Source organism: Bradyrhizobium sp. HKCCYLRH3059, from assembly GCF_051168035.1.
GTDB lineage: Bacteria > Pseudomonadota > Alphaproteobacteria > Rhizobiales > Xanthobacteraceae > Bradyrhizobium.
Map to the genome: position 1 here is coordinate 48,401 of NZ_JBNPUF010000011.1, position 23,773 is coordinate 72,173.

22 protein-coding genes and 1 pseudogene are annotated in these 23,773 nt (G+C 66.4%); 14 read left to right on the forward strand and 9 right to left on the reverse strand.

Going from position 1 to position 23,773, the window contains the following annotated elements:
* The first annotated feature begins 18 nt into the window (after nucleotides 1-18).
* Both ACQR13_RS28250 and ACQR13_RS28255 read left to right on the forward strand, forming a co-directional pair.
* Complete coding sequence (locus ACQR13_RS28250) at nucleotides 19-423, forward strand: carboxymuconolactone decarboxylase family protein (protein ID WP_315713518.1); 405 nt, start codon at nucleotides 19-21, stop codon at nucleotides 421-423.
* On the forward strand, nucleotides 420-1,313 hold the full coding sequence (locus tag ACQR13_RS28255) for an NAD(P)-dependent oxidoreductase (protein WP_434863466.1): 894 nt from the start codon (nucleotides 420-422) through the stop codon (nucleotides 1,311-1,313). The genes ACQR13_RS28250 and ACQR13_RS28255 overlap by 4 nt, the downstream gene beginning before the upstream one ends.
* A gap of 156 nt (nucleotides 1,314-1,469) precedes the next feature.
* Here ACQR13_RS28255 and ACQR13_RS28260 read toward each other — a convergent pair whose 3' ends face one another.
* The 9 genes and pseudogenes from ACQR13_RS28260 to ACQR13_RS28300 form a co-directional block, all read right to left on the reverse strand.
* Nucleotides 1,470-1,757 (reverse strand): YciI family protein, encoded by a 288-nt coding sequence (locus tag ACQR13_RS28260; protein WP_315752359.1) that lies wholly within the window; start codon nucleotides 1,755-1,757, stop codon nucleotides 1,470-1,472.
* A gap of 66 nt (nucleotides 1,758-1,823) precedes the next feature.
* Entirely contained in the window at nucleotides 1,824-2,798 is a 975-nt protein-coding gene (locus ACQR13_RS28265; RefSeq protein WP_316192815.1) for a sugar ABC transporter substrate-binding protein, read from the reverse strand.
* A 38-nt stretch (nucleotides 2,799-2,836) separates the two neighbouring features.
* Entirely contained in the window at nucleotides 2,837-3,814 is a 978-nt protein-coding gene (locus ACQR13_RS28270) for an ABC transporter permease (protein ID WP_316169848.1), read from the reverse strand.
* A complete protein-coding gene (locus ACQR13_RS28275; protein ID WP_315713513.1) occupies nucleotides 3,811-4,761 on the reverse strand; it encodes an ABC transporter permease in 951 nt (316 codons plus the stop codon). The genes ACQR13_RS28270 and ACQR13_RS28275 overlap by 4 nt, the downstream gene beginning before the upstream one ends.
* Nucleotides 4,754-6,277: a sugar ABC transporter ATP-binding protein gene (locus ACQR13_RS28280; protein ID WP_316165907.1), complete on the reverse strand. Its 1,524-nt coding sequence runs from the start codon at nucleotides 6,275-6,277 to the stop codon at nucleotides 4,754-4,756. The genes ACQR13_RS28275 and ACQR13_RS28280 overlap by 8 nt, the downstream gene beginning before the upstream one ends.
* The gene (locus ACQR13_RS28285; protein WP_316166180.1) at nucleotides 6,274-7,668 is read right to left on the reverse strand and encodes an FAD-linked oxidase C-terminal domain-containing protein; all 1,395 of its coding nucleotides are present in this window, start codon (nucleotides 7,666-7,668) and stop codon (nucleotides 6,274-6,276) included. Before ACQR13_RS28285 ends, ACQR13_RS28280 begins: the two co-directional genes overlap by 4 nt.
* A 64-nt stretch (nucleotides 7,669-7,732) precedes the next feature.
* A complete protein-coding gene (locus tag ACQR13_RS28290; protein WP_316192816.1) occupies nucleotides 7,733-8,617 on the reverse strand; it encodes an intradiol ring-cleavage dioxygenase in 885 nt (294 codons plus the stop codon).
* Nucleotides 8,618-8,630: 13 nt separating this feature from the next.
* Nucleotides 8,631-9,533 (reverse strand): annotated as a pseudogene (locus ACQR13_RS28295) (NAD(P)-dependent oxidoreductase); the annotation flags it as partial.
* Between the two features lie 68 nt (nucleotides 9,534-9,601).
* Complete coding sequence (locus tag ACQR13_RS28300; RefSeq protein WP_315713510.1) at nucleotides 9,602-9,928, reverse strand: Dabb family protein; 327 nt, start codon at nucleotides 9,926-9,928, stop codon at nucleotides 9,602-9,604.
* Between the two features lie 117 nt (nucleotides 9,929-10,045).
* Between ACQR13_RS28300 and ACQR13_RS28305 the strand changes: the two genes are divergently transcribed.
* The 12 genes from ACQR13_RS28305 to ACQR13_RS28360 all read left to right on the forward strand — a co-directional run bounded on the left by ACQR13_RS28305 (nucleotide 10,046) and on the right by ACQR13_RS28360 (nucleotide 23,759).
* Nucleotides 10,046-10,975, forward strand: coding sequence for a LysR family transcriptional regulator (locus ACQR13_RS28305; protein ID WP_315752365.1), 930 nt, complete (start codon nucleotides 10,046-10,048; stop codon nucleotides 10,973-10,975).
* 949 nt (nucleotides 10,976-11,924) lie between these two features.
* Nucleotides 11,925-12,935 (forward strand): phosphate ABC transporter substrate-binding protein PstS, encoded by a 1,011-nt coding sequence (gene pstS, locus ACQR13_RS28310; protein WP_315713508.1) that lies wholly within the window; start codon nucleotides 11,925-11,927, stop codon nucleotides 12,933-12,935.
* 97 nt (nucleotides 12,936-13,032) lie between these two features.
* Nucleotides 13,033-14,031: a phosphate ABC transporter permease subunit PstC gene (gene pstC / locus ACQR13_RS28315; protein WP_315713507.1), complete on the forward strand. Its 999-nt coding sequence runs from the start codon at nucleotides 13,033-13,035 to the stop codon at nucleotides 14,029-14,031.
* 3 nt (nucleotides 14,032-14,034) lie between these two features.
* Entirely contained in the window at nucleotides 14,035-14,916 is an 882-nt protein-coding gene (gene pstA / locus ACQR13_RS28320; protein WP_315713506.1) for a phosphate ABC transporter permease PstA, read from the forward strand.
* Entirely contained in the window at nucleotides 14,913-15,734 is an 822-nt protein-coding gene (pstB, locus tag ACQR13_RS28325) for a phosphate ABC transporter ATP-binding protein PstB (protein ID WP_315713505.1), read from the forward strand. The genes pstA and pstB overlap by 4 nt, the downstream gene beginning before the upstream one ends.
* 30 nt (nucleotides 15,735-15,764) lie before the next feature.
* Nucleotides 15,765-16,481 carry a phosphate signaling complex protein PhoU gene (gene phoU, locus ACQR13_RS28330; protein WP_315713504.1) on the forward strand — a complete coding sequence of 239 codons (717 nt, stop codon included), beginning with the start codon at nucleotides 15,765-15,767 and terminating at the stop codon, nucleotides 16,479-16,481.
* A 16-nt stretch (nucleotides 16,482-16,497) separates the two neighbouring features.
* A complete protein-coding gene (gene phoB / locus ACQR13_RS28335) occupies nucleotides 16,498-17,205 on the forward strand; it encodes a phosphate regulon transcriptional regulator PhoB (protein ID WP_315713503.1) in 708 nt (235 codons plus the stop codon).
* 146 nt (nucleotides 17,206-17,351) lie between these two features.
* The gene (locus ACQR13_RS28340; protein WP_434843163.1) at nucleotides 17,352-18,668 is read left to right on the forward strand and encodes a trypsin-like serine protease; all 1,317 of its coding nucleotides are present in this window, start codon (nucleotides 17,352-17,354) and stop codon (nucleotides 18,666-18,668) included.
* A gap of 176 nt (nucleotides 18,669-18,844) precedes the next feature.
* Nucleotides 18,845-19,966: a HoxN/HupN/NixA family nickel/cobalt transporter gene (locus ACQR13_RS28345; protein ID WP_315752367.1), complete on the forward strand. Its 1,122-nt coding sequence runs from the start codon at nucleotides 18,845-18,847 to the stop codon at nucleotides 19,964-19,966.
* Nucleotides 19,967-19,981: 15 nt separating this feature from the next.
* Nucleotides 19,982-20,998 carry a HupU protein gene (locus tag ACQR13_RS28350; protein WP_315752484.1) on the forward strand — a complete coding sequence of 339 codons (1,017 nt, stop codon included), beginning with the start codon at nucleotides 19,982-19,984 and terminating at the stop codon, nucleotides 20,996-20,998.
* Complete coding sequence (locus tag ACQR13_RS28355) at nucleotides 20,995-22,434, forward strand: nickel-dependent hydrogenase large subunit (protein WP_434863467.1); 1,440 nt, start codon at nucleotides 20,995-20,997, stop codon at nucleotides 22,432-22,434. Before ACQR13_RS28350 ends, ACQR13_RS28355 begins: the two co-directional genes overlap by 4 nt.
* A gap of 233 nt (nucleotides 22,435-22,667) precedes the next feature.
* Nucleotides 22,668-23,759 (forward strand): hydrogenase small subunit, encoded by a 1,092-nt coding sequence (locus ACQR13_RS28360; RefSeq protein ID WP_315713499.1) that lies wholly within the window; start codon nucleotides 22,668-22,670, stop codon nucleotides 23,757-23,759.
* Nucleotides 23,760-23,773 lie beyond the last annotated feature (14 nt).

Sequence of the window (23,773 nt, forward strand, 5' to 3'; positions counted from 1 at the left end):
GCAGAAGGAGACGAGCGGATGAGCGACGAAAAAGAACTGTTCGAGAAGGGCCTGAAGGTGCGCCGCGAGGTGCTCGGCGCGGCCTATGTCGATGGCAGCCTCGCCAAGGCCGACGACTTCATGATGGCCTTCCAGCACATCACCACCGAAATGTGCTGGGGCTATGCCTGGACCCGGCCAGGACTGGATCGCCGCACCCGCAGCATCATCAATCTCGCGATGCTGACCGCGCTCAGCAAGCCGAGCGAGCTGAAGCTGCACGTCAAGGGCGCGCTCACCAACGGCGTCACGGTCGACGAGATCAAGGAGATCCTGCTGCACGCGACCGTCTATTGCGGCATTCCCGCGGGCCTCGAGGCGTTCAAGGCCGCGCACGAGGTGCTGGTCGCGGAAGGTGCCATCGCCAAGAAGGACGGCGCATGAGCGCGCCGCAAAGGGTCCTGTTCGTCGGCATCGGCAACATGGGCTGGCCGATGGCCGCGCGCCTGCTCGGCGCCGGCTTTGCGGTCGCCGTCAATGACGCCGTGCGCGGGCGGGCTGCTGAGTTCGTCGCCAAGGTTGGCGGTGTCGAGGCCGGCGACCTCGCGGCCGCGGCGGGGCAGGCGGATGTCATCATCACGATGCTGCCGACCAGCAAACATGTCGCGGACGCCGCCGGCGCACTGCGCGCCGGCCTGACGCGCGATCACATCGTCATCGACATGAGCTCCGGCGCGCCGTCGGCGACGCAGGCGATCGCCGCCGATCTCGCCCCGCTCGGCGTCACCATGCTCGATGCGCCCGTCAGCGGCGGCGTGCCGCGCGCCGTGACCGGCGAGCTCGCGATCATGGCCGGCGGCGAGCCGGGCGCGCTCGACCGCGTCGAGCCGCTGCTGCGCGCCATGGGCACCACGATCCACCGCATCGGCGGCCTCGGCTCGGGCCAGGCGATGAAGGCGCTCAACAACCTCGTCTCGGCCGGTGGCTTCCTGATCGGCGTCGAGGCGCTGCTGATCGGCCAGCAGTTCGGCATCGACCCCGGCCTGATGACCGACGTGCTCAACGCCTCGACCGGCATGAACAACTCGACGCAGAAGAAGTTCAAGCAGTTCGTGCTGTCGCGCCAATTCAACAGCGGCTTCGGGCTCGACCTGATGGTGAAGGACCTGTCGATCGCGCTCGAGGTCGCGCGTGCAGCCGGCGTCGCCGCGCCGTTCTCCAACCTCTGCCGCGAGCTCAGCGCCAGCGCGCAGGGGATGCTCGGACCCGGGCAGGATCACACGGCGCTGGCGAAGCTGAGCGAGGCGCTGGCCGGCGTCGAGCTGAAGGGGTGACTGGTACTACTGCGTCGCAACCACCGTCATTCCGGGGCAAGGCCGCGGGCCTTGAACCCGGAATCTCGAGATTGTTTTGCGTCCACACCTGACAATTTCCAGATTCCGGGTGACGGCGGAAACTGCAACTGCTGAGATCCGCGTGACGCAGTCGGATTAACCCTGGCGCCGCAGGAACCCGGTGATCGTCACCTTCTCCCAGATCCCGGCCGCGGCAAACGGGTCGGCGCGGTTGAACGCTTCGACCTCGGCGCGGCCGGGAGCCTCGACCAGGAACAGGCTTCCGATCATCGTCGAACCATCGTCGGAGACGAGCGGGCCGGACATCACGATGGTGACGGGCAGGCGGGCGCTGTCGCCGAGATAGGCCTTGTGCGCGTCGTAGTTGGCAAGCCGGACCGGCAGCGCGTCCCGCTTGTCGAGCGCGTGAATCGCAAACAGCATGAATTCTCTCCGCAAAGTGAAGCAGGACGGCTGCGTGCCGTCCTGCTTCCCGACTGATGGCTGATCCTATTTCGCGCTGAGCTTGCCTGCATCCTCGAAGCTCGGGCAGGTGCGCTGCTCCAGCGTCACGTCGAACGGCTGATAGTTGTCCTTGGTGATGACGGTCGGCTTCAGCACGATCTCGTTGATGACGGGCTGGCCGCGCAATGCGCGGACGGCCATCATGGTGCCGAGGCAGCCTTGGGCGAAGCCGTTGTAGTCGCCGCTGGCGAGCAGCTTGCCGGACTTGATGGCGTCGATCGCCTCCTTGGTGCCGTTGATGCCGATCACCTGCGCCTTGCGGCCGGCGCCGTCCAGCGCCTCGATCGCGCCGACCGCCATGGCGTCGTTGGCGGCGAGCACGCCGTCGATCTGCGCATTGGACTGCATCAGGTTCTCCATCACCTGCAGGGCCTGCAGGCGCTGATAGTTGCCGGGCTGCGACGCCAGCAGCTTGGCGCCGGGGTTCTCCTTGAGCGCGTCGTTGAAGCCGCGGACGCGGTCGACATTGGTCAGCGAGCCCTTGACGCCTTCGATGATGACGATGTTGCCCTTGCCGCCGAGCGTCTTGAGCAGGAAACGTCCGGTCTCGAGGCCCAGGCTGTAGTCGTCGGCGCCGACGAAGGCGACGAACTTGCCGCCGGCGGAGCGGTCGGTGATGTTGACGACGGGGATCTTGGCGTCGTTGATCTTCTCGACCCCGGGCACCATCGCCTTGTAGTCGACCGGCGTGAACACGATCGCGCTCGGCTTCTTTACCACGACGTCCTCGATCTGGCTGAGCTGCTCGGGGATCGAGTCCGACTTGGTCGGGATGTAGTGCAGGATCTTGGCGTTGAGGACCTTCGCCATGTTGTCGGCGCCGACGCGCACCGTCTGGAAGAACGGATTGGTCTGGTTCTTGGTGAAGACGGCGATGGTCTCGCCGTCGGCGCGGGCCTGCGTCGCGCCTGCGGCGATCAGAAGTGACAGAGCGAGACAGCGCGTGATCCGTTGTTGCATATCGTTTCCTTCCCTCGTTTTTTGGTTGTCTTCCAGGTTCATTGCGCCCGGCGCCGGGTCTTCATGTCGAGCCAGACGGCGACGATCACGATGATTCCGGTGACGAGCGGCTGCCAGTTGGCGCTGATCGCGAGCAGGTTCATGCCGTTCAGCACCAGCGTCAGGATCAGGGCGCCGATGAAGGTGCCGAACACCGTGCCGACGCCGCCGAACAGCGAGGTGCCGCCGATCAGCACCGCGGCAATGGCCGGCAAGGTCAGGCTCTCGCCGATGTCGGCTTCGGCGGAGTTGAGCCGCGACAGGAAGATGATGGAGGCGAGCCCGGCCATGGTGCCGGAGACGGTGTAGACGAGCAGCAGCCGGCGCGCGACCGGAATGCCGGACAACCGGGCCGCGACCGGATTGGCGCCGATGGCGTAGATCTCCTGGCCCCAGATCGTGCGTTGCGCGAAGAACGATCCGATCGCGAGAAACACCAGCAGCAGATAGACCGGGATCGGCAGCCCGAGCAGATAGCCGCTGCCGATCTGGCGGAAGCCCGCGGGAAAGCCGTGGATCGTCTCGCCCGCCATGTACCAGTAGGTGACGCCGTTCAGCACCCAGAGCATGCCGTAGGTGGCGATGAAGGAGGGGATGCGCAGCGCCGTGACCATGAAGCCATTGAGGAAGCCGACGCTGCCGCCGGCGAGCAGCCCGGTCAGGATCCCGAGTGCGGGCGAGCCGGTCTGATGGATCACGGTGCCGGCGAGACACGCCGACAAGGCAACGTTGGCGCCGACCGACAGATCGAGGCCGGCGGTCAGCACCACCAGGGTGAGGCCGGAGGCGATGAAGAAGGTCAGGCTCGCCTGCCTGAGCACGTTGAGGATGTTGCCGAGGCTGAGGAAGGAGTCGCTCAGCACGGTCAGCGCCGCGCAGATCAGCAGCGCGGCGAGCATCCGATAGAACACCTGCGCGGCGTTCTGCGACAGGAGCGAGCGCGGCGGCGGCAGCGTGTCCTTGGCGATGTCGGTCATGACCGGCTCCGCAGGCCGTCGAGGAACATCGCGATGATGACCAGCGCGCCGACGCTCGCGACCTGCACCGAGGACGGCAGCGATACCAAATTGAGTCCGTTGCGCAGCACGCCGACGGCGACGACGCCGAGCACGGTGCCGAGCAGCCAGCCATTGCCGCGCTCGAACGAGGTGCCGCCGACCGCGACCGCCGCGATGGCGTCGAACTCCATCCCGAGCCCTGCGGTCGGATGTCCCGAATTCATCCGCGCGGTCATCAGCAGACCGGCGATGCCAGCCATCGTGCCGCCGATCGCGTAGACCGCGATCAGGAGTCGTGTCGGCGACAGGCCGGCATAGCGCAGCGCCTCGCGATTGCCGCCGAGCGCGAAGATGTAGGTGCCGAACCTGGTGTGATAGAGCAGGCCGTGAAACGCAGCGTAGGTCAAAAGCCCCATCACGATCGGCACGGGGATGCCGAGCAGCGTCGCCGAATAGATGTCGCGCACGCCGTGGGGAATGCCGACCACGCTCTGGCCGTCGCTCACGATCAGCGACAGGCCCTGCGCCATGCCGAGCGTGGCGAGGGTGGCCACGAACGGCGGAATCCCGACGATCGCGACCAGCCAGCCATTGACGGTGCCGAACGCCGTGCCGACCAGCACCGCGGCGCCGAGGCCCAGCAGCACGGACTTGGTCGCGAGCGAGACGATGGCGACGCAGAGCGAGGTCAGCGTCAGCACCGCGCCCATCGACAGGTCGAGCCCTTCGGTCATGATGATCAGGGTCATCGGCAGCGCGAGCATGGTCAGGATCGTCGACTGCACCAGCACGTTGGACAGGTTCGCGGCCGACAGGAAGCCCGGCGCGATCGCGCCGAACAGCGCGATCAACAGCACCAGCACGATCGCCACGCCCGGGATGCGCTGCAGCGTTCGGAGCGGCGCGACGATGGTGGCGTCACTCATCATGCATCCCCAGTCGCACGATATTCTCCTCGGTCAGCTCGCTGCGCGCCAGGTGCCCGGCGATGCGGCCTTCGCGCATGACATAGGCGCGGTCGCAGACGTGGCAGATCTCGATCTGCTCGGACGAGATCATCAGCGCGGCCGCGCCATCGGCGACCAGCCGGTCGATCAGCGCGAAGATCTCGGACTTGGCGCCGACGTCGATGCCGCGCGTCGGCTCGTCGAAGATGAACAGCCTGGCGCCTGCCGCCAGCCACTTGCCGATCACGACCTTCTGCTGGTTGCCGCCCGAGAGCAGGCCGACCGTCTGCCGCGCATTCGGTGTTGCGATGCGCAATTGCCGGATCAGCCCGTCCGCCGTGCGCTGTGCGCCGCGGGGATCGTAGAGCCCGCTGGGAAACAGCTTCTTCAGCGCCGAGACCACGAGGTTGTCGCCGACCGAGCGCAGCAGCGCCAGGCCCTCGCTCTTGCGGCTCTCGGGGATCAGCGCGATGCCGCGGCGGGCCGCGATGTCGGGCTCGCCCGCGATCGGCCTGCCGTCGAAGATGATCTCGCCTTCGCTGACGGGATCGGCGCCGAAGATCGCGCGCGCCACCTCGGTGCGGCCGGAGCCGACGAGGCCGCACAGGCCGACGATCTCGCCCCGCCGCACCTCGATGTTGATGTCGGCGATCCCGGTTGTGGCGCTCAGTCCCTTGACCTCGAGCAGCAGCTCGCCGGGTGCTTCCGCGAACTGGCGCGGATAGGTCATGTCGACATTGCGGCCGACCATCATGCGCACGAGCTGGTCGGGCGTGACGTCGGCGGGGCTGACATCGCCGATGCGGCGGCCGTCGCGCAGCACGGTGATGCGGTCACCAAGCGCGAACACCTCGGCCATGCGGTGCGAGATGTAGACGATCGCCACGCCGTCCGCCTTGAGCCGTCGGATCAGCGCGAACAATAGCTCCGCCTCGCGGTCGGACAACGCCGCCGTCGGCTCGTCCATCACCAGGATCCGCGCATTCTGGCTGATCGCTTTCGCAATCTCGACCATCTGCTGCTGCGCGACGCCGAGCGTGTCGACGATGACAGAAGGATCGATGTCGAAGCCGATGCTGTCGAGCACGCGCTTGGCGTCGGCCAGGATCTTGCGGCGGTCGATGGTGCCGGGCAGGCGGCCCTTCGGCTCGCGGCCGAGATAGATGTTCTGCGCGATGTCGAGGAATGGCACCAGCGAGAATTCCTGGAAGATCACGGCGATGCCGAGGTCTTGCGCATCGGCCGTCGAGGCGATCGCAACCTTCTTACCCTTGTAATAGACCTCACCCGCATCGGCGCTATAGGCGCCGCACAGGATCTTCATCAGGCTGGATTTGCCGGCGCCGTTCTCGCCGAGCAGCATGTGGACTTCGCCCGGGTAGATCGCAAACGAGACGTCGTCCAGCGCCTTGACGCCGGGAAACGTCTTGCTGATCCCGCGCAGCTCCAGCAGCGGCGCAGGCGATGGGGATGCGATGGCGGCTGCGGCGCTCATGCCTGCGCTCCGCCGGCGAAGATCTTGCCCGGATTCATCAGGCCATCCGGATCGAGCGCGGCCTTGATGGCGCGCATCACCGCGACGGCTTCGCCGAGCTCGTCCTCGAGATAGTCGACCTTTCCGAGGCCAATGCCGTGCTCGCCGGTGCAGGTGCCGTCCATCGCGATCGCGCGCGCCACCATACGGGCCTGCAGCGCCTTGGCGCCGGCGAGCTCGCTTTCATCGCTTGGATCGATCAGGATCAGCATGTGGAAATTGCCGTCGCCGACATGGCCGACGATCGGTGCGAGGAAGCCGTTGGCGTCGGCGTCCCGGCGCGTTTCGGTAAGGCATTCGGCCAGCCGGGAGATCGGCACGCAGACATCGGTGATGACGGCGCGGGCGCCCGGCCGCAGGCCGAGGCCGGCGTACAGCGTATTGTCGCGGGCGTGCCAGAGCCGGCTGCGGTCCTCGGCCGCCTTGGCCCAGGCGAAGCCGCGGCCGCCATGCTCGATCGCGATCGCCTCCGCCGTCTGCGCCTGCTCGGCGACGGCGGCCTCGGAGCCGTGGAATTCCAGGAACAGGGTCGGCGTCTCCTGATAGCCGAGCTTCGAATAGGCATTGATGCCGCGCATCATGACGTCATCGACGAGCTCGATGCGGGCGGCGGGGACGGCCGACTGGATCAGCGCGATCGCTGTGTCGACCGCGTCGTGCAAAGTCGGGAAGCTGCAGGTTGCGGCCGAGATCGCCTGGGGCAGGGGATGCAGCTTCAGCGTGATCTCGGTGATCACGCCGAGTGTCCCCTCCGATCCGACGAACAGCCGTGTCAGGTCGTAGCCGGCGGCGGATTTGCGCGCACGCTTCGCGGTGTGGATCACCCGGCCGTCGGCCAGAACCACCTCCAATGCGAGGACGTTGTCCTTCATGGTGCCGTAGCGCACCGCCATGGTCCCGGAGGCACGGGTCGAACTCATGCCGCCGATCGAGGCGTCGGCGCCGGGATCGATCGGAAAGAACAGGCCGGTCGTGCGCAGCGCCGCATTGAGCTGCTTGCGGGTGATGCCGGGCTGCACCACGACGTCCATGTCGGCGTCATGCACGGCCAGCACCTTGTTCATGCGGGCGAAGTCGAAACAGACCCCGCCCGCGACAGCCGCAGCGTTGCCTTCGAGCGACGTGCCGGCGCCGAACGGCACGATCGGCGTGGCAGCCTCGGCGCACAGCCTGACGATGTCGGCGACCTCCTGCGTCGTCTCGGGAAACACGACGATGTCGGGCGGCATCGCCGGATAGTACGACTCGCTCCGGCCGTGCTGATCCAGCACGCCCCGCGCGAGACTCGCGCGTGGCCCGATCAGGTTCGAAAGCCGCTCGGCCAATGCGCCGGTGCCGACCCGCAACTCCATCATTCCTCCCGTCCGCTTCCTCGACGATGACAGGACTCTTGACGGTCCTTGTCGTCCGCTCAGCTCAAACCTGATTGGCGCGCTCCGCAAGCCGTTTCAGGCCGAAATCATAGTTGAGATGGAAATATCCCTGCGCCACCATGCGGCCATCTGGCGCACGGCCCGGCGGGCAGCGCGTGAAGTCGCGGATCAGGCTGTCCTTGACGCCGAACACGACGTCGGAATCGAGATACTGGTCGCCGGCCACGAACACATGCGTCACCAGCCGCTCGAAGCCGGGCGCCGAGATCATGAAATGCACATGCGCCGGCCGCCACGGATGCCGGCCCTGCGCCGTGAGCATGTCGCCGACCGGCCCGTCGTTGGGGATCGGATAGGCGGCGGGCTTGATCGACCAGAAATGGAAGCGGCCGTCGGCGTCGGTGTGGAAGCGCGCGCGCATGGCGAGATCGCCGATCTGCTCGAGCCGCTGCACGTCGTAATAGCCGTCGTCGTCGGAGTGCCAGACGTCGACCACGGCGCCTGCCAGCGGCGCGCCGTCCGCGCTCGACACCGAGCCGGTCACCAGCAGCGGATCGCCTTTCATCGGGCCCGCGATATCGTCGCCGTTGGCGCGTTCTGGCGCCGCCTGGACGAAGAAGGGGCCGAGCACCGTGGTCTCGGTGGCGCCTTCCGGCACCGGATGATTGATGGCGTCGACCAGCATCGAAACGCCGAGCGTATCCGACAGCAGGATGAACCCCTGGCGCTTGTCGTCGCACATCTGGCCGGTGCGGGTCAGGAAGTCGATGCCGTATTCCCATTCCTGCTGGGTCGGACGGACCTCGCGCACGAAGGCATGGAGATGCCGCACCAGCGCCTCGCTGACCTGTTTGATCCGCGCATCACGCGCGCCCGCCAGGCGTTCGAGCACGGCATCTGTGATCGTGGTCTCGTTGAAGTTGCGCAAGAGGCGGCTCCTTTCAGAGAGGCTCGCCGAGCCCGGACAGCCGCTCGACATGCCGGACGGTGGCGAGGAAGTCGGTGTCGGCATCGCCTGACGCGATCAGCGCGCCATAGGTCTCACGGACCTGCGCCGCGAGCTGCAGCGGCACGCCGACGGCATGGCCGGCGCCGAGAATCAGATCGAGATCCTTGGCCATCTGCGCGCAGGAGAACGTCGCGGCAAAGTCGCGCGCCAGCAGCGGCGCGGTCTTGTACTTCACCATCGGCGAGGCGACTGCGCTGTCATGCAGCACCTGCAGAATGTCGGGCCAGGCGATGCCGCCCTTGCGTGCGAGGGCGAGGCTTTCGGCCATCATCGCCGCCGTCGTCGCGATCATCAGGTTGACGGCGAGCTTGGCGTAGCGCGCCTCTTCCGCCGCGCCCAGATAGGTCTGCGCGCGCGTGAAGCCGGCCAGCACCGGCGTGATCAGGGTGAACGCCTCTCTTGGACCGGACACGAAGCACGTCAGCTCGCCGGTGTGGGCGATGCTGGCATTGCCTGAGATCGGCGTGCGCAGATAGGCGACGTCGCGGGCGTTGGCGGCGACAGCGACTGCGCTCGACGCGTCGACGCCGACGGTGCTGGTCTCGATCAGGATCGCGCCCGGCGCCATGACCGCGATCAGTCCGTTGCTGCCGAGCATCGCCGCGCGCAGTGCGGCGTCGTCGGGCAGCGACGAGATGACCACGGCATGGTCGCGCACCGCCTCCGTCGCGGACGACGCGGCGGCCATGCCGAGCGCACGTGCCTCATCGAGCCGGGCGGCGTTGGGATCGAACGCGGTGACGTCATAGCCGGCCTTGGCAAGCCGCGCCGCGATCGGCAGGCCGATCTTGCCGATGCCGATGAAGGCGAGGCGCTTATCAGGAAATGACATCGATGCCGTCCGTTGCTTGCTTCACGTGCCGGGCCCGCGGCCGGGCAGGCCGTCGAAGGTGAACGCCTCCGTCACGCGCGGGGCGCTGCAGCGATGGGATAATCGACCTGGAAGCGGCCGATCCTGAGGTCGCCGAGCTCCTCGCGCACGCGCAGGTGCTCGGGATGCGAGGCATAGGCCCGCAGCGCGGCGCTGCTGGCAAATTCGGAGAACAGGACGACGTCGCAGGCATAGTCGACGTCGCTGACATCGAGACCGACCTCGATGTGGGTCAGGCCGTCGATGCGGCCCTTGAGGCCCTCGAACAGGGTTTTGACCTTGAGCCGGGCCGCCGCGCGCTCGGCGGCCGTCTCGGCGCGCAGCCGCCACATCACGATGTGCCTGATCGGCCCCGTCATTCCAGCGTCCTCACCTGAGCTTTGTTCTTGGGCTTTGTTCTTGTCGGACGATTTTGCCTTGCAGGAAATGGAAATAAAGGACAAAAATTGTAACTCTGTTTTCCGCTTAGCGTAACAATGGACCGTCTGCTCCAACTCGAGGTGTTTTCCCGGACGGCCGAGCTGGGCAGCCTGTCCAAGGCCGCCGAGTCCTTACGGATGTCCAACGCCGCGGCGAGCCGGCATCTCAGCGCGCTGGAGGAACGGCTCGCGGTGCGCCTGATCGAGCGCAACACGCGCCGTCTCTGGCTGACCGAAGCCGGGCAGGAACTGCTGCAGCGCTGCGGCCCGCTGCTCAACGAGCTGGCCGAGGCCGAGGATGCCGTCAGCGATCGCGCGCTGTCGCCGCAGGGCATGCTGCGCGTCACCAGCTCGCTGTCGTTCGCGACGATCTATCTCGCGCCGATGCTGCCGGCGTTCCGCGCGATGTATCCGAAGCTGAACCTGCAGATCATCGCCGCCAACCGCTATCCGGATTTCATTGAGGCGGGCATCGACGTGGCGATCCGCACCCGCGAGCATGAGCCGGACTCGGGCATCGTCGTCCGTCGCATCGGGCAGATGCGGCGCGTGCTGGCGGCGGCGCCGTCCTATCTCGCGAGCCGTGGCTGTCCCGTCGTTCCCGGTGATCTCGTGCGCCACGACATGCTGATCTACAATCTTGCCAATGATCCGTATTCCCTGTCCCTGCGCAACGGCGCGACAGCCCAGAGCATTCGGATCGCGCCGACGCTCGACAGCAATGACGGCCAGGTGATCAAGGGGGCGGCGCTTGCCGGGCTCGGCATCCTGATCCAGCCGCTCTACATCGTGCAGAGCGACATTCTGGCCGGCAGGCTGGTGCCGGTCCTGCTCGACTGGGAGCTGCCGCTCTTGACGATGAACATCGCCTACCAGAACCGCGTCAGGCTTCCGGCCAAGATCAGGGTGTTCGCCGATTTCCTCGTCGACCACATCCGCGCCCATTCCGACCCGGGGATCTGGATCGAGCCGCCCAAGCCGGATTGAGCCGATGCCCGCGTGCGGGGGGAGGGCGGATCATGTTCTGAGAAAAATAATTATCTTGCTATTTTTCGGAAATCGTGGTCTCTTGCGTGCAACCCGCCTCGAGCAGAGGGACGTACGCGTCGTCACGAACGTGGAGGCGGGCTGCGATGGACGTGACGGCTGTGCCAGACGAGCGCAGGCGGCACGGACGGCGAAGTCGTGTGGTCCTGGCCTCTCGATGCTGAGGTCAAGTCCGTGGTCGTTGCTTGACGGCACGCGCGGGCGATGGGGGCAAGAAAGCCGATCCCCAGGGAGAGCACGAAGGACACCGTTAACACCGTCGCGCGGGGAAGGCCGGGTCTGTCCGGCTGTACCTGTGGTACCTGCCGCCTGCATTCTTTTGAGCAGGCGGGCCACGGGCCTCAGCCGAGGTCCGGCCTTCCTCGCGCCCTCTCGTTGTTCAGAGGGACACGACGAATGCATCACTCGGGTCTCACCAGCCGCGAGACGGCGAGATCGTGTCTCGTTGGCCAACGGCGCCAACCCAATCCTCATGGCGTCGTCCCGGACAAGCGCGCACCGCGTGCGCCGATCCGGGACCGAAAACTCCAGGGAGGCGTGCGAGGCACGATGGTCGACCGATCCCGTCCGGCCACATCCGCCGGTGGCTATGGGTCCCTGCGCAAGGCCGGGACGACACCGAAAGGTGCGGCGGGCGACACGGGCAAAGGAGGCCCATCTTGATTGAGCGATGCTTGCGAAAGGCCAGGGGCGATGCCTCCCCGAACGACCGCCCTCGATCCGTAAAAACTCGGATGAAAATCTAAATACCTAGAATTATCAACGGCTTGTGACTGTCATCCGACTGTCATCGAACCTTTATAAAAGCCACACTGAGGCCCCGTAAAGCGGCCGGGGAAGCGCAATCGGGCGCAGATGGCGCTTCGCTTCCCAAGCATGGAGACCAGCTATGAATTTCATCAAAGCTATCGTCGCTGCCGGCTTGGTCGCCGCATCGACGTCGGCGTTCGCTGCCGACATCACCGGTGCGGGCGCGACGTTCCCGTTCCCGATCTATTCCAAGTGGGCCGACGCCTACAAGAAGGAGACCGGCAACGGTCTGAACTACCAGTCGATCGGCTCCGGCGGCGGCATCAAGCAGATCCAGGCCAAGACCGTCACCTTCGGCGCCACCGATGCGCCGCTCAAGGCCGAGCAGCTCGAGAAGGACGGCCTGGTGCAGTGGCCGATGGTGATGGGCGGCATCGTGCCGGTCGTCAACCTCGAGGGCGTGAAGCCGGGCGAGATGGTGCTGGACGGCGAGACGCTCGCCAACATCTATCTCGGCAAGATCACCAAGTGGGATGACGCCGCGATCAAGAAGCTGAACCCCAACGTCAAGCTGCCGTCCGACGCGATTGCCGTGGTGCGCCGCTCCGACGGTTCGGGCACGACCTTCAACTTCACCTACTACCTCTCCGAGGTCAGCGCAGACTGGAAGAGCAAGATCGGCTTCAACACCGCCGTCGAGTGGCCGGTCGGTGTCGGCGCCAAGGGCAATGAGGGTGTGTCCGGCAACATCGGCCAGACCAAGAACTCGATCGGCTATGTCGAGTACGCCTATGCCAAGCAGAACAAGCTCACCTACACCGGCATGATCAACAAGGCCGGCAAGACCGTGCAGCCGACCGTCGAGGCCTTCCAGGCCGCGGCCGCGAATGCCGACTGGGCCAAGGCCCCGGGCTACTACGTGATCCTCGCCAACCAGCCCGGCGACAAGTCCTGGCCGATGACGGCGGCGACCTTCATCCTGATGCACAAGGAGCCGGCCGACAAGGCGGCGTCCGGCGAAGCCATCAAGTTCTTCAAGTGGTCGTTCGAGAAGGGCGCCAAGATGGCTGAGGAGCTCGACTACATCCCGATGCCCGACAGCGTCGTGAAGCTGATCGAGAAGACCTGGTCGGCCGACATCAAGAGCTGAGCTGGACGTATCGAAAATCCCCCTCTCCCGGCCTCCGGGGGAGGGGCGCTACCGGGGTTGAGGCGTGTCCAAGGAACAGGGGGCAGAATTGGCAGAGATGGCGGTTCAGACCGAAGTCAGCGATATCGCGGCTGCTGCCGGCCCCTATGACCGGGCACGCGCGCTCAGCGCCTTCAAGCTCGGCGACGTGACCTTCTATTGGATCACGCGGCTGTCCGCGATCTCCGTCCTGTTGATCCTGGGCGGCATCATCCTGTCGCTCATCGTCGGCGCATGGCCGGCCATGAGAGAATATGGCTTCGAATTCCTGTGGACGCGGCGCTGGGCGCCGTCGGCCGATCCGCCGGTGCTCGGGGCGCTCGGCCCGATCTACGGCACCTTGGTCACGTCCTTCATCGCGATGCTGATCGCCATTCCGGTCGGTCTGGGCATTGCGATCTTCCTCACCGAGCTCTGCCCGCAATGGCTGCGCCGTCCGATCGGACTTGCCATCGAGCTGCTCGCCGGCATTCCCTCGATCATCTACGGCATGTGGGGCTTCTTCGTGCTGGGGCCGTTCCTGGCCTATACGTTCCAGCCGTTCATGATCAATCTCTGCGCCGGCATCCCCGTGCTGCAGGACATCTTCGCCGGTCCGCCGTCCTATCTCAGCCTGTTCAACGCCTCGCTGATCCTGGCGATCATGGTGCTTCCGTTCATCACCTCGATCTCGGTCGACGTGTTCAAGACGGTCCCGCCGGTGCTGAAGGAAGCCGCCTACGGGGTCGGCTGCACCACCTGGGAGGTCGTGCGCAGCGTCGTCATTCCCTACACCCGTGTCGGCGTGATCGGCGGCGTCATGCTGGCGCTGGGGCGTGCGCTCGGCGAAACGATGGCGGTGACCTTCATCATCGGCAACTCGTTCCGTATCTCATCCTCGATCTTCGCACCGGGCACCACGATCTCGGCCGCCATCGCCTCCGAATTCCAGGAGAGCGACGGGCTGCACCAGTCGAGCCTGATCCTGCTCGGCCTGCTGCTGTTCGTGCTCACGTTCTTCGTGCTGGCGAGCGCGCGGCTGATGCTCATGCGGCTCGAAGCCAAGGCGGGAAAATAAGCCATGTCCAGCGCTGACACGCTTACACTCGATGCGCCGGTCAATCCGATCTATGCGCGCCGGCGCCGCAGAGACATCGTGATCCGCGGCCTCTGCGTTGCTGCCGCGATGTTCGGCGTCACCTGGCTGGCGCTGATCCTGTTCACGCTGTTCTATAACGGACTCGCCGGCCTCAGCCTGCAGGTTTTTGCCGCCGACACGCCACCGCCCGGCTCCAGCGAAGGCGGCCTGCGCAACGCCATCGTCGGCTCCTTGATCATGACGATCATCGGCGTCGGCATCGGCGCGCCGCTCGGCCTGTTCGCCGGCACCTATCTCGCCGAATACGGCCGCAACGACCGCCTGACCTCGGTGATCCGCTTCATCAACGACATCCTGCTGTCGGCGCCCTCGATCATCATCGGCCTGTTCATCTATGGTGCGGTCGTGGTGCCGATGGGCGGCTTCTCGGCACTCGCGGGTTCCCTTGCATTGGCGGTCATCGTGATCCCGGTGGTGCTGCGCACCACCGAGGACATGCTGCTGCTCGTGCCCAACCCGCTGCGCGAGGCGGCGTCTGCGCTCGGCCTGCCGCGCTCGCTGGTGATCCGCCGCATCGCCTATCGGGCGGCGCGCTCGGGCCTCATCACCGGCGTGCTGCTGGCGACCGCCCGCGTCGCCGGCGAGACCGCGCCTCTGCTGTTCACCGCGCTGTCGAACCAGTTCTGGAGCCTCAACCTTTCCAAGACGATGGCGAACCTGCCCGTCACCATCAACAATTTCGTCCAGAGCCCTTATGCCTACTGGAAACAACTGGCCTGGAGCGGAGCCCTTCTCATCACTCTGGCCGTGCTCGCCCTGAACATCGGTGCACGCATTCTCGGCGCCGAGAGGAACACCAAATGACCGAACTGTCCGTCTCCGTCAGTCAGCCCAATCACGCTCTTCACGGCAAGGCGCTTCCGGATGCGCCGGCCAAGGTGACCGCGCGCAACCTCAACTTCTACTACGGCGACCATCATGCGCTGAAGAACATCAACCTGTCGCTGGGCACCAACCGCGTCACCGCGTTCATCGGCCCGTCCGGCTGCGGCAAGTCCACGCTGCTGCGCATCTTCAACCGGATGTACGATCTCTATCCGGGGCAGCGGGCGACCGGGCAGCTGATGCTCGACAACACCAACATCCTCGATCCCAAGCTCGATCTGAACCTGCTGCGTGCCCGGGTCGGCATGGTGTTCCAGAAGCCGACGCCGTTCCCGATGACGATCTACGAGAACATCGCCTTCGGCATCCGCCTCTATGAGAAGATCTCCAAGTCGGAGATGGACGACCGGGTCGAGAAGGCGCTGCGCGGCGGCGCGTTGTGGAACGAGGTCAAGGACAAGCTCAACGCCTCGGGCCTGTCGCTGTCCGGCGGCCAGCAGCAGCGGCTGTGCATCGCGCGTACCGTGGCGGTCCGGCCGGAGGTGATCCTGTTCGACGAGCCGTGCTCGGCGCTCGATCCGATCTCGACCGCCAAGGTCGAGGAGCTGATCCAGGAACTCGCCGAAAACTATACGATCGCCATCGTGACGCATAACATGCAGCAGGCGGCGCGCGTCTCCGACAAGACCGCCTTCATGTATCTCGGCGAGCTGATCGAGTTCGACGACACCAGCAAGATCTTCACCTCGCCGAGCGATCGGCGGACCCAGGATTACATCACCGGCCGGTTCGGCTGACGCCGACGACATTGTCTTCAGGAGATCATCATGGCCAGTGAACATACCGCCAAGGCGTTCGACAGCGATCTGCAGGACCTCACCCGTCTGGTATCGGAGATGGGCGGCCTCGCCGAGCGGCTGATCGTCGATTCCGTCGATGCGCTGGTGCGACGCGACATCGCGCTCGGCCAGAAGGTGGTCGCCACCGACGCCGAGGTCGACAAGCTGCAGCGCATCATCGAGGAGCGCGCCGTTCTCACCATCGCCCGGCGACAGCCGATGGCGGTCGACCTGCGCGAGATCGTCGGCGCGATGCGCGTGGCGACCGATCTGGAGCGCATCGGCGACCTCGCCAAGAACATCGGCAAGCGCGTCGCGGCGCTGGAGAGCGACTTCCATCCGCTGAAGCTGATCCGCGGGCTCGAGCACATGACCGATCTCGTGCAGTCGCAGGTCAAGACGGTGCTGGACGCCTATGCCGCGCACGATTTGCCGGCGGCGATGACGGTGTGGAAGGGCGATGAGGAAGTCGATGCCATCTGCACCTCGCTGTTTCGCGAGCTCCTGACCTACATGATGGAGGATCCGCGCAACATCTCGTTCTGCATCCACCTGATGTTCTGCGCCAAGAATATCGAGCGCATCGGCGATCACGCGACCAACATCGCCGAGACGGTGTTCTATATGATCGAAGGCCAGCAGATCATGGACAAGCGCCCGAAGGGCGACATGACGAGCTTCGCATCGACGATCCCCGGCAACTGAGAGAGACGGTTCAGACATGGGCGCCCGAATTCTGGTGGTGGAGGACGAGGAGGCGCTGACGACGCTGCTGCGCTACAACCTCGAGGCCGAAGGCTACGAGGTCGAGACAGTGGCGCGCGGCGACGAAGCCGACACGCGCCTGAAGGAGCGTGTTCCCGATCTCGTCGTGCTCGACTGGATGCTGCCGGGCCTGTCCGGCATCGAGCTGTGCCGCCGCCTGCGGGCGCGGACCGAGACCCGGCAGTTGCCGATCATCATGCTCACCGCACGCGGCGAGGAGAGCGAGCGCGTGCGCGGCCTCGCGACCGGCGCCGACGACTACATCGTCAAGCCGTTCTCGGTGCCGGAGCTTCTGGCGCGGGTGAAAGGCCTGCTGCGGCGGGCGAGTCCGGAGCGGCTGGCGACCGTGCTGTCCTATGGCGACATCGAGCTCGACCGCGAGAAGCGCCGCGTGGCGCGCTCTGGTAGGCCGATCGATCTCGGCCCGACCGAATACCGCCTGCTCGAGTTCTTCCTGGAGCATCCCGGCCGCGTGTTCAGCCGCGAGCAGCTGCTCGACAGTGTCTGGGGCCGCGACATCTACATCGACGAGCGCACCGTCGACGTCCATATCGGCCGCCTGCGCAAGCTGCTCAATCCCGGCCGCGAGCAGGACCCGATCCGCACCGTGCGCGGCGCCGGTTATGCGCTCGATGATCGCTTCGCCAAGAGCGAGCAGGTGTAAGGGGCGATCCGGCGTGAGGACGCAGCAGGTGTGAGACGCGAGGCGGCCCGATTGAGGAGATCGCGGTCCGCTTTCCGCCACGCCGCCGCCGTCTTGATCGTGTCTGCTTCGTGGCCGTCACGATGTTTCGGTGCCAGCGGACGCCCTTGATCAAGACCATCATCATATCTCTTGCCGTGCTGCTCGGCGGCGCGGCGGGCGCCACGGCCGCCGAGCTCGAAGACGCGGTCGCGGCGGCAGGCAACGGGCAGCATGCGGCGGCGATGCGACGGCTGCTGCCGCTGGCCGCCAAGGGCGATGCGCGGGCGCAGTTCGACGTCGGCTTCATGCACGCCTTCGGCTGGGGCCAACCGCGCAACCCCGCCGAGGCGCTGGCGTGGTACCGCAAGGCCGCCGATCAGGGGCTCGCTGTCGCGCAACACTATCTCGGCATCGCCTACGTCAATGGCGAAGGTGTTGCGAGCAATTACGGCGAAGCCGGCCGCTGGTTCAGCCGCGCCGCGGCGCAGGGCTTCGCCCAGTCGCAATACATGCTCGGCCTGATGCTGCTCGACGGCCGCGGTGTGAAACAGGACGTCGTGCAGGGCTATGCCTGGCTGGTGATGGCGGGCCGTAGCGGCGTGCGATCGGCCGGCCGCGACGTGCAGCGGGTCAAGTTGACCGAGCCGCAGCGCGTCCAGGCTCAGAGTGCCATTGCGGCCTGGCGGCCGAAGCCGGAATCGGCGGAGGCCGGCATCGCCGCTCCGCGTCCGGAGCAACTGCTCGGGCTCGACCGCCACATCGGCGAGGTCGTCGATCCCACCTCGTGGCCGGCGTCGTCGATCGGCGTCGTCACCGTCGCGCAATACTCGACCGGCGGCTGGTGCACCGGCACGCTGGTCGCGCCGCGCGTCGTGCTCACCGCGGCGCATTGCGTGTTCAACGGCGTGGCGCAGGTCAGCCCCGGCAACGTCCGCTTCCTGGCCGGCATGAACAGGGGCACGCCGGCGGCATCGTCTGTCGCCGACAAGCTGATCGTGGCGCCTGATTTCGTCCCGACCCGGCACGACAGGTGGTCGCTCGACCGCTCGCCCGCCGATTGGGCGTTGATCGTGCTGAAGGACGCGCTGCCGTCGAAGCCGGTTGAGGTCAGGGCGCTGACGCGCGAGGAATTGCAGGCTGCGACCACGGCCGGAACCATCTCCGAGATCGGCTATGGCCAGGAGCGGCGCTATTCGCCGACCGGCCAGCGCAATTGCAGCGCCGGCATGACCAAGGACGGGATGCTGCTGACGGTGCATTGCCTCGCCAATTTCGGCTATTCGGGCTCCCCCATCATGGCCGAAGTCGGCGGACAGCCGGCCGTGGTCGGCATCTTCTCGGCGTTCCATGAGGAGACCCGGCTGATGTTCGCCGCCCCCGCGAGCCAGTTCGAGGCGGTCGTGCGGCGCGAGATCGCGGCACAGAGTGCCTCGATGCGGTGAGCGAAGGAGGGACGAGAGAAGAGGATGTCCCGCCGCTGGTCATGATCTGTGCGTGACTGGATAGCGGGTTGCCAAGCAAGAGGGCAATCCGGGAAGGGCCGCCCACGTTTTCCCGCAGCTTTTGCCTGCAGCGGGGGGCTTTACCGAACTGGCCTGGCTCTTGCTATAGTCCGAGTATGACGATTGTTCAAATTGATCATCCTCGTGCCCCTCGGCTGCTGTGGTGGCGATCGCAGCCCGGCCGCAACGTTGCGCTCGTCGGCGGGCTGGTCGCCGCCAACGCGCTCGCCTGGGCCTGGGCGTTCGCGCTCTACGCCGACCGGCCCGCCATCGTCGGCACCGCGATGCTGGCCTGGCTGCTCGGACTGCGCCATGCGGTCGATGCGGATCACATCGCGGCGATCGACAACGTCGTGCGGAAGCTGGTGCAGGACGGTAGCGCCCCGCGCGCCGCCGGCCTGTATTTTGCGCTCGGCCATTCCAGCGTCGTCGTCATCGCCACCATCGTCGTGAGCCTCATCGCCGGCGCCGACCTCCTGGATGAAGAGAGCGCGATCAGGGCGATCGGCGGCGTCATCGGCACGTCGGTGTCGGCCGGCTTCCTGCTGCTGATCGCGTTGGCGAACCTCATTCTGTTCGTGAACCTCTGGCGCCGCGCCGCACAGCCGCAGTCCGAGATGGAAACCGCCGGAAGCTCCGGACGGGGCATCCTCATCCGCCTGCTGCGCCCGGTGCTCCGCCTGGTGGGACGCGCCTGGCACATGTATCCGCTCGGTTTCCTGTTCGGTCTCGGCTTCGACACTGCGAGCGAGATCGGGCTTCTCAGCCTGTCGGCGACCGAGGCAGCGCGCGGCGCGAGCCTCGCCCATGTCCTGGTGTTTCCGGCGCTGTTCGCGGCTGCGATGGCCACCGTCGACACCGCCGACAGCATGCTGATGGCGGGCGCCTATCGCTGGGCGCTGACCGATCCCGCACGCAAGCTGCGCTATAACCTCGTGATCACCGGCGCATCCGTTGCCATCGCGCTGGTGATCGGCGGCTTCGAGGCGATCACGCTGTTGGCGCCGCGGCTTGGCCTGACCGGGGGATGGACGGGGGTCGCCACCGCGCTGGGCGACGATGTCGCCAATCTCGGGATCGTCGCGATTGGCCTGTTCGGACTGATCTGGGCGGTCGCCATGCTGCTCGGTCGCAGCCAGCGCGGTTCCGAGGCTATCCCCGGGGAAGCGCTTGCCAGTGTTCATGCGGGGGCGCTAAACCCGCCGGTGATACGAAGCGGAACGCTTAAGACGGGCTAGGAGCGGGGCCTTATGATGGTCGGCTCTGAGGGAACGATCAGGATGCTATGGCTGCAGGGTGCGAGCTGCGGCGGCTGCACCATGTCGATCCTGGAAAGCGGCGCGTCCGGCTGGTTCGACGAATTGCGCCAATCCGGCATCGATCTGGTGTGGCATCCCTCCGTCAGCGAGCAGACAGGGGACGAGGTCGTGGAGCTGTTGGAGGCGATCCGCGACGGCCGCGAGCGGCTCGATCTGCTGGTGCTCGAAGGCTCGGTGGCGCGCGGACCTGGTCTGACCGGCCGCTTCAACATGCTCGCCGGCACCAACCGCTCGATCTATCACTGGCTGCTCGATCTGGCGCCGCTGGCCGACTACGTCGTTGCCGTCGGCAGTTGCGCCGCCTATGGCGGCATTCCTGCTGCCGGCATCAACCCGACCGATGCGGTCGGATTGCAGTTCGAGGGCAGCGACATCGGCGGCGCGCTCGGCGCGGGCTTCCGCTCGAAACGCGGGCTGCCGGTGATCAACGTCGCAGGCTGTGCGCCGCATCCGGGTTGGATGATGGAAAGCCTGCTGGCGCTCACCTCGGGCGATCTGTCGGCAGACGGCCTCGACGCAGTCGGCCGTCCGACCTTCATCGCCAATCACCTGGCGCATCACGGCTGCTCGCGCAACGAGTTCTACGAGTTCAAGGCGAGCGCGGAGACGATGTCGGAGCGCGGCTGCCTGATGGAGCATCTCGGCTGCCGCGCGACGCAAGCGGTCGGCGACTGCAATCAGCGCTCGTGGAACGGCGGCGGCTCTTGCACCAAGGGCGGCTACGCCTGCATCGCCTGCACCTCGCCGGGCTTCGAGAGCGCGCAGAACTATCTGCAGACGGCCAAGCTCGCCGGCATTCCCGTGGGGCTTCCGACCGACATGCCGAAAGCCTGGTTCGTCGCGCTCGCAGCGCTGTCGAAATCGGCCACGCCGCGTCGCGTCCGAGTCAATGCGACGGCGGATCATGTCGTGGTGCCGCCGGGCCGTGCCGGCGACAAGCGCCGTCCATGACGCGGATCACGGTCGGACCGTTCAATCGTGTCGAAGGCGATCTCGAGGTCAGGCTCGATATCGAGAGCGGTCGCGTCACCAGGGCGGAGGTGACGGCGCCGCTCTATCGCGGCTTCGAGCAGATCCTGGAGGGGCGGCCGCCGCTGGACGCCCTGGTGATCGCGCCGCGAATCTGCGGCATCTGCTCGGTGTCGCAATCGATCGCGGCCGCCGCGGCGTTGCGCCAGGCCATGGGCATTGCGGCAGCACCAAACGGCATCCTCGCGAGCAACATCGCGCACGCGGCCGAGAACGCAGCGGACCATCTGACGCATTTCTACATCTTCTTCATGCCGGACTTCGCCCGCGACGCCTACGCCTCGCATGCCTGGCATTCGGCTACGGCCGAGCGCTTCGCGGCGACGAAGGGCAGCGCGGCCCGCGATGCGTTGCCTGCACGCGCGCGACTGCTCGAGATCATGGGCCTGATCGCCGGCAAATGGCCGCACAGTCTCGCCTTCCAGCCAGGCGGGACGACGCGCGCGATCGAGCTCGGCGAGCGCGTGCAGCTCAACGCGATCGCGGCGTCGTTTCGCGGTTTCCTTGAACGCGTCGTGTTTGCCGACAAGCTGGAGAACGTGCTCGCCTTGTCGACATCGGACGAGCTCGACCGTTGGCGGGAGGGCCGCGCCGGCGACTTCGCGCATTTCCTGCGGCTGGCCGATGCGCTCGCGCTGGCCGACCTCGGCAGCGGACCCGGTCTCTTGATGAGCTTCGGCGCGTATCACGATTTCAATGGGGCTCGTTTTCGCGCTGGTGTCCGCACGAGCAGTGGCGAGGTCCACGCTTTGCCGTCGGACGGCATTACCGAGGACGTCTCGCACGCCTGGATGCACGATACGTCGCTCGATCCGGCCGAGAGCCGCACCGTGCCCGATGCCGACAAAGCCGACGCCTATAGCTGGTGCAAGGCGCCGCGTCTTGCGGGAGAACCGGTCGAGGTCGGCGCTCTCGCAAGGCAGGCCATCGACGGTCAGCCGTTGATCACCGCGCTGCTCGCGAGCGGTCGCAGCAATGTCCGCAATCGTGTCATCGCCCGGCTGATCGAAACTGCGCGGCTCGCGCTGTCGATCGAGCACTGGATCAAGGGGCTGCGTCTCAACGAGCCGTTCTGCGACAACAGCGCCGGCGCGGCCGACGGCAATTTCGTCGGGCTCGTGGAAGCTGCGCGCGGCAGCCTCGGCCACTGGCTCGCGGTGCGCTCCGGCCGGATCGAGCGCTATCAGATCATCGCGCCGACGAGCTGGAATTTCTCTCCGCGCGACGCGGATGGGGTCGCGGGCCCGCTCGAACAGGCGCTGGTCGGCACTGAGGTCGGCACCGCCGGCGCGCGTGCGGTCGGCATCCAGCACGTGGTGCGGTCGTTCGATCCCTGCATGGTCTGCACGGCGCATTGAGCGCGCTGCACACAGGCAGGCGGCAAGCGGAAACAAGATTGTCGGTGCAAAGCGCGTGATTTCCGATTGTCGCGCGCGATCCACCACCGAAGGCTCCGTCGCTGCGATCGCACCGCCTCAAGCATCTGAAATCATTATGATTCAAATCCAGCCGTGATGCTGGCCCGCATCTTGCTGTCCTTCTCGCCAGAACGCGATCAGATGATCGCCAACGCGATGTCAGGGGAGGACTCATGGGCGCGGCAACGGAAACTTTTTACAGCGTCATCAGGCGTCAGGGCATCACGCGGCGCAGCTTTCACAAGTTCTGCAGCCTCACCGCAACGAGCCTCGGCCTCGGGCCGCTCGCGGCCAGCCGCATCGCCAATGCGCTGGAGACCAAGCCGCGCACGCCCGTCATCTGGATGCACGGGCTCGAATGCACGTGTTGCTCGGAGAGCTTCATCCGCTCGGCGCATCCGCTGGTGAAGGATGCCGTGCTGTCGATGATCTCGCTCGACTATGACGACACCATCATGGCGGCGGCCGGCCACCAGGCGGAGGCCATCCTCGAAGAGACGCGTGCGAAGTACAAGGGACAGTACATTCTTGCGGTCGAGGGCAATCCGCCGCTGAACGAGGGCGGCATGTTCTGCATCGATGGCGGCAAGCCGTTCGTCGAGAAGCTCAAGATGATGGCCGAGGACGCCATGGCGATCATCGCCTGGGGCGCCTGCGCGTCCTGGGGCTGCGTGCAGGCGGCGAAGCCGAATCCGACGCAGGCGACGCCGATCGACAAGGTCATCACCAACAAGCCGATCATCAAGGTGCCGGGCTGCCCGCCGATCGCCGAGGTCATGACCGGCGTCGTCACCTTCATCACCACGTTCGGCAAGCTGCCCGAGCTCGACCGCCAGGGCCGGCCGAAGATGTTCTACTCACAGCGTATCCACGACAAGTGCTATCGCCGACCGCATTTCGACGCCGGCCAGTTCGTCGAGGAGTGGGACGACGAGGCCGCGCGCAAGGGCTACTGCCTCTACAAGATGGGCTGCAAGGGCCCGACCACCTACAACGCCTGCTCGACGGTGCGCTGGAACGGCGGCGTGTCGTTCCCGATCCAGTCCGGTCACGGCTGCATCGGCTGCTCGGAGGACGGCTTCTGGGACAAGGGCTCGTTCTACGACCGCCTCACCAACATCAAGCAGTTCGGCATCGAGCACAACGCCGACCAGGTCGGCATGGTGGCCGCGGGCACGGTGGGCGCAGCGGTTGCGGCGCACGCGGCGGTGACGGCCGTGAAGCGGCTCGCCGGCAAGCGCGACGACGCCAAGCAAGATCATTAATCGAATTCAGGGCA

Bases quoted from the DNA above. Each gene is read 5' to 3' on its own strand.
- ACQR13_RS28250 (WP_315713518.1), top strand. From the start codon at position 19: ATGAGCGACGAAAAAGAACTGTTCGAGAAGGGCCTGAAGGTGCGCCGC.
- ACQR13_RS28280 (WP_316165907.1), bottom strand. From the start codon at position 6,277: ATGAGCGCCGCAGCCGCCATCGCATCCCCATCGCCTGCGCCGCTGCTG.
- ACQR13_RS28275 (WP_315713513.1), bottom strand. From the start codon at position 4,761: ATGAGTGACGCCACCATCGTCGCGCCGCTCCGAACGCTGCAGCGCATC.
- pstS (WP_315713508.1), top strand. From the start codon at position 11,925: ATGAATTTCATCAAAGCTATCGTCGCTGCCGGCTTGGTCGCCGCATCG.
- ACQR13_RS28305 (WP_315752365.1), top strand. From the start codon at position 10,046: ATGGACCGTCTGCTCCAACTCGAGGTGTTTTCCCGGACGGCCGAGCTG.
- ACQR13_RS28345 (WP_315752367.1), top strand. From the start codon at position 18,845: ATGACGATTGTTCAAATTGATCATCCTCGTGCCCCTCGGCTGCTGTGG.
- phoB (WP_315713503.1), top strand. From the start codon at position 16,498: ATGGGCGCCCGAATTCTGGTGGTGGAGGACGAGGAGGCGCTGACGACG.
- pstC (WP_315713507.1), top strand. From the start codon at position 13,033: ATGGCGGTTCAGACCGAAGTCAGCGATATCGCGGCTGCTGCCGGCCCC.
- ACQR13_RS28255 (WP_434863466.1), top strand. From the start codon at position 420: ATGAGCGCGCCGCAAAGGGTCCTGTTCGTCGGCATCGGCAACATGGGC.
- ACQR13_RS28260 (WP_315752359.1), bottom strand. From the start codon at position 1,757: ATGCTGTTTGCGATTCACGCGCTCGACAAGCGGGACGCGCTGCCGGTC.
- ACQR13_RS28285 (WP_316166180.1), bottom strand. From the start codon at position 7,668: ATGGAGTTGCGGGTCGGCACCGGCGCATTGGCCGAGCGGCTTTCGAAC.
- ACQR13_RS28265 (WP_316192815.1), bottom strand. From the start codon at position 2,798: ATGCAACAACGGATCACGCGCTGTCTCGCTCTGTCACTTCTGATCGCC.
- pstB (WP_315713505.1), top strand. From the start codon at position 14,913: ATGACCGAACTGTCCGTCTCCGTCAGTCAGCCCAATCACGCTCTTCAC.
- ACQR13_RS28355 (WP_434863467.1), top strand. From the start codon at position 20,995: ATGACGCGGATCACGGTCGGACCGTTCAATCGTGTCGAAGGCGATCTC.
- phoU (WP_315713504.1), top strand. From the start codon at position 15,765: ATGGCCAGTGAACATACCGCCAAGGCGTTCGACAGCGATCTGCAGGAC.
- ACQR13_RS28360 (WP_315713499.1), top strand. From the start codon at position 22,668: ATGGGCGCGGCAACGGAAACTTTTTACAGCGTCATCAGGCGTCAGGGC.
- ACQR13_RS28270 (WP_316169848.1), bottom strand. From the start codon at position 3,814: ATGACCGACATCGCCAAGGACACGCTGCCGCCGCCGCGCTCGCTCCTG.
- ACQR13_RS28300 (WP_315713510.1), bottom strand. From the start codon at position 9,928: ATGACGGGGCCGATCAGGCACATCGTGATGTGGCGGCTGCGCGCCGAG.
- ACQR13_RS28350 (WP_315752484.1), top strand. From the start codon at position 19,982: ATGGTCGGCTCTGAGGGAACGATCAGGATGCTATGGCTGCAGGGTGCG.
- pstA (WP_315713506.1), top strand. From the start codon at position 14,035: ATGTCCAGCGCTGACACGCTTACACTCGATGCGCCGGTCAATCCGATC.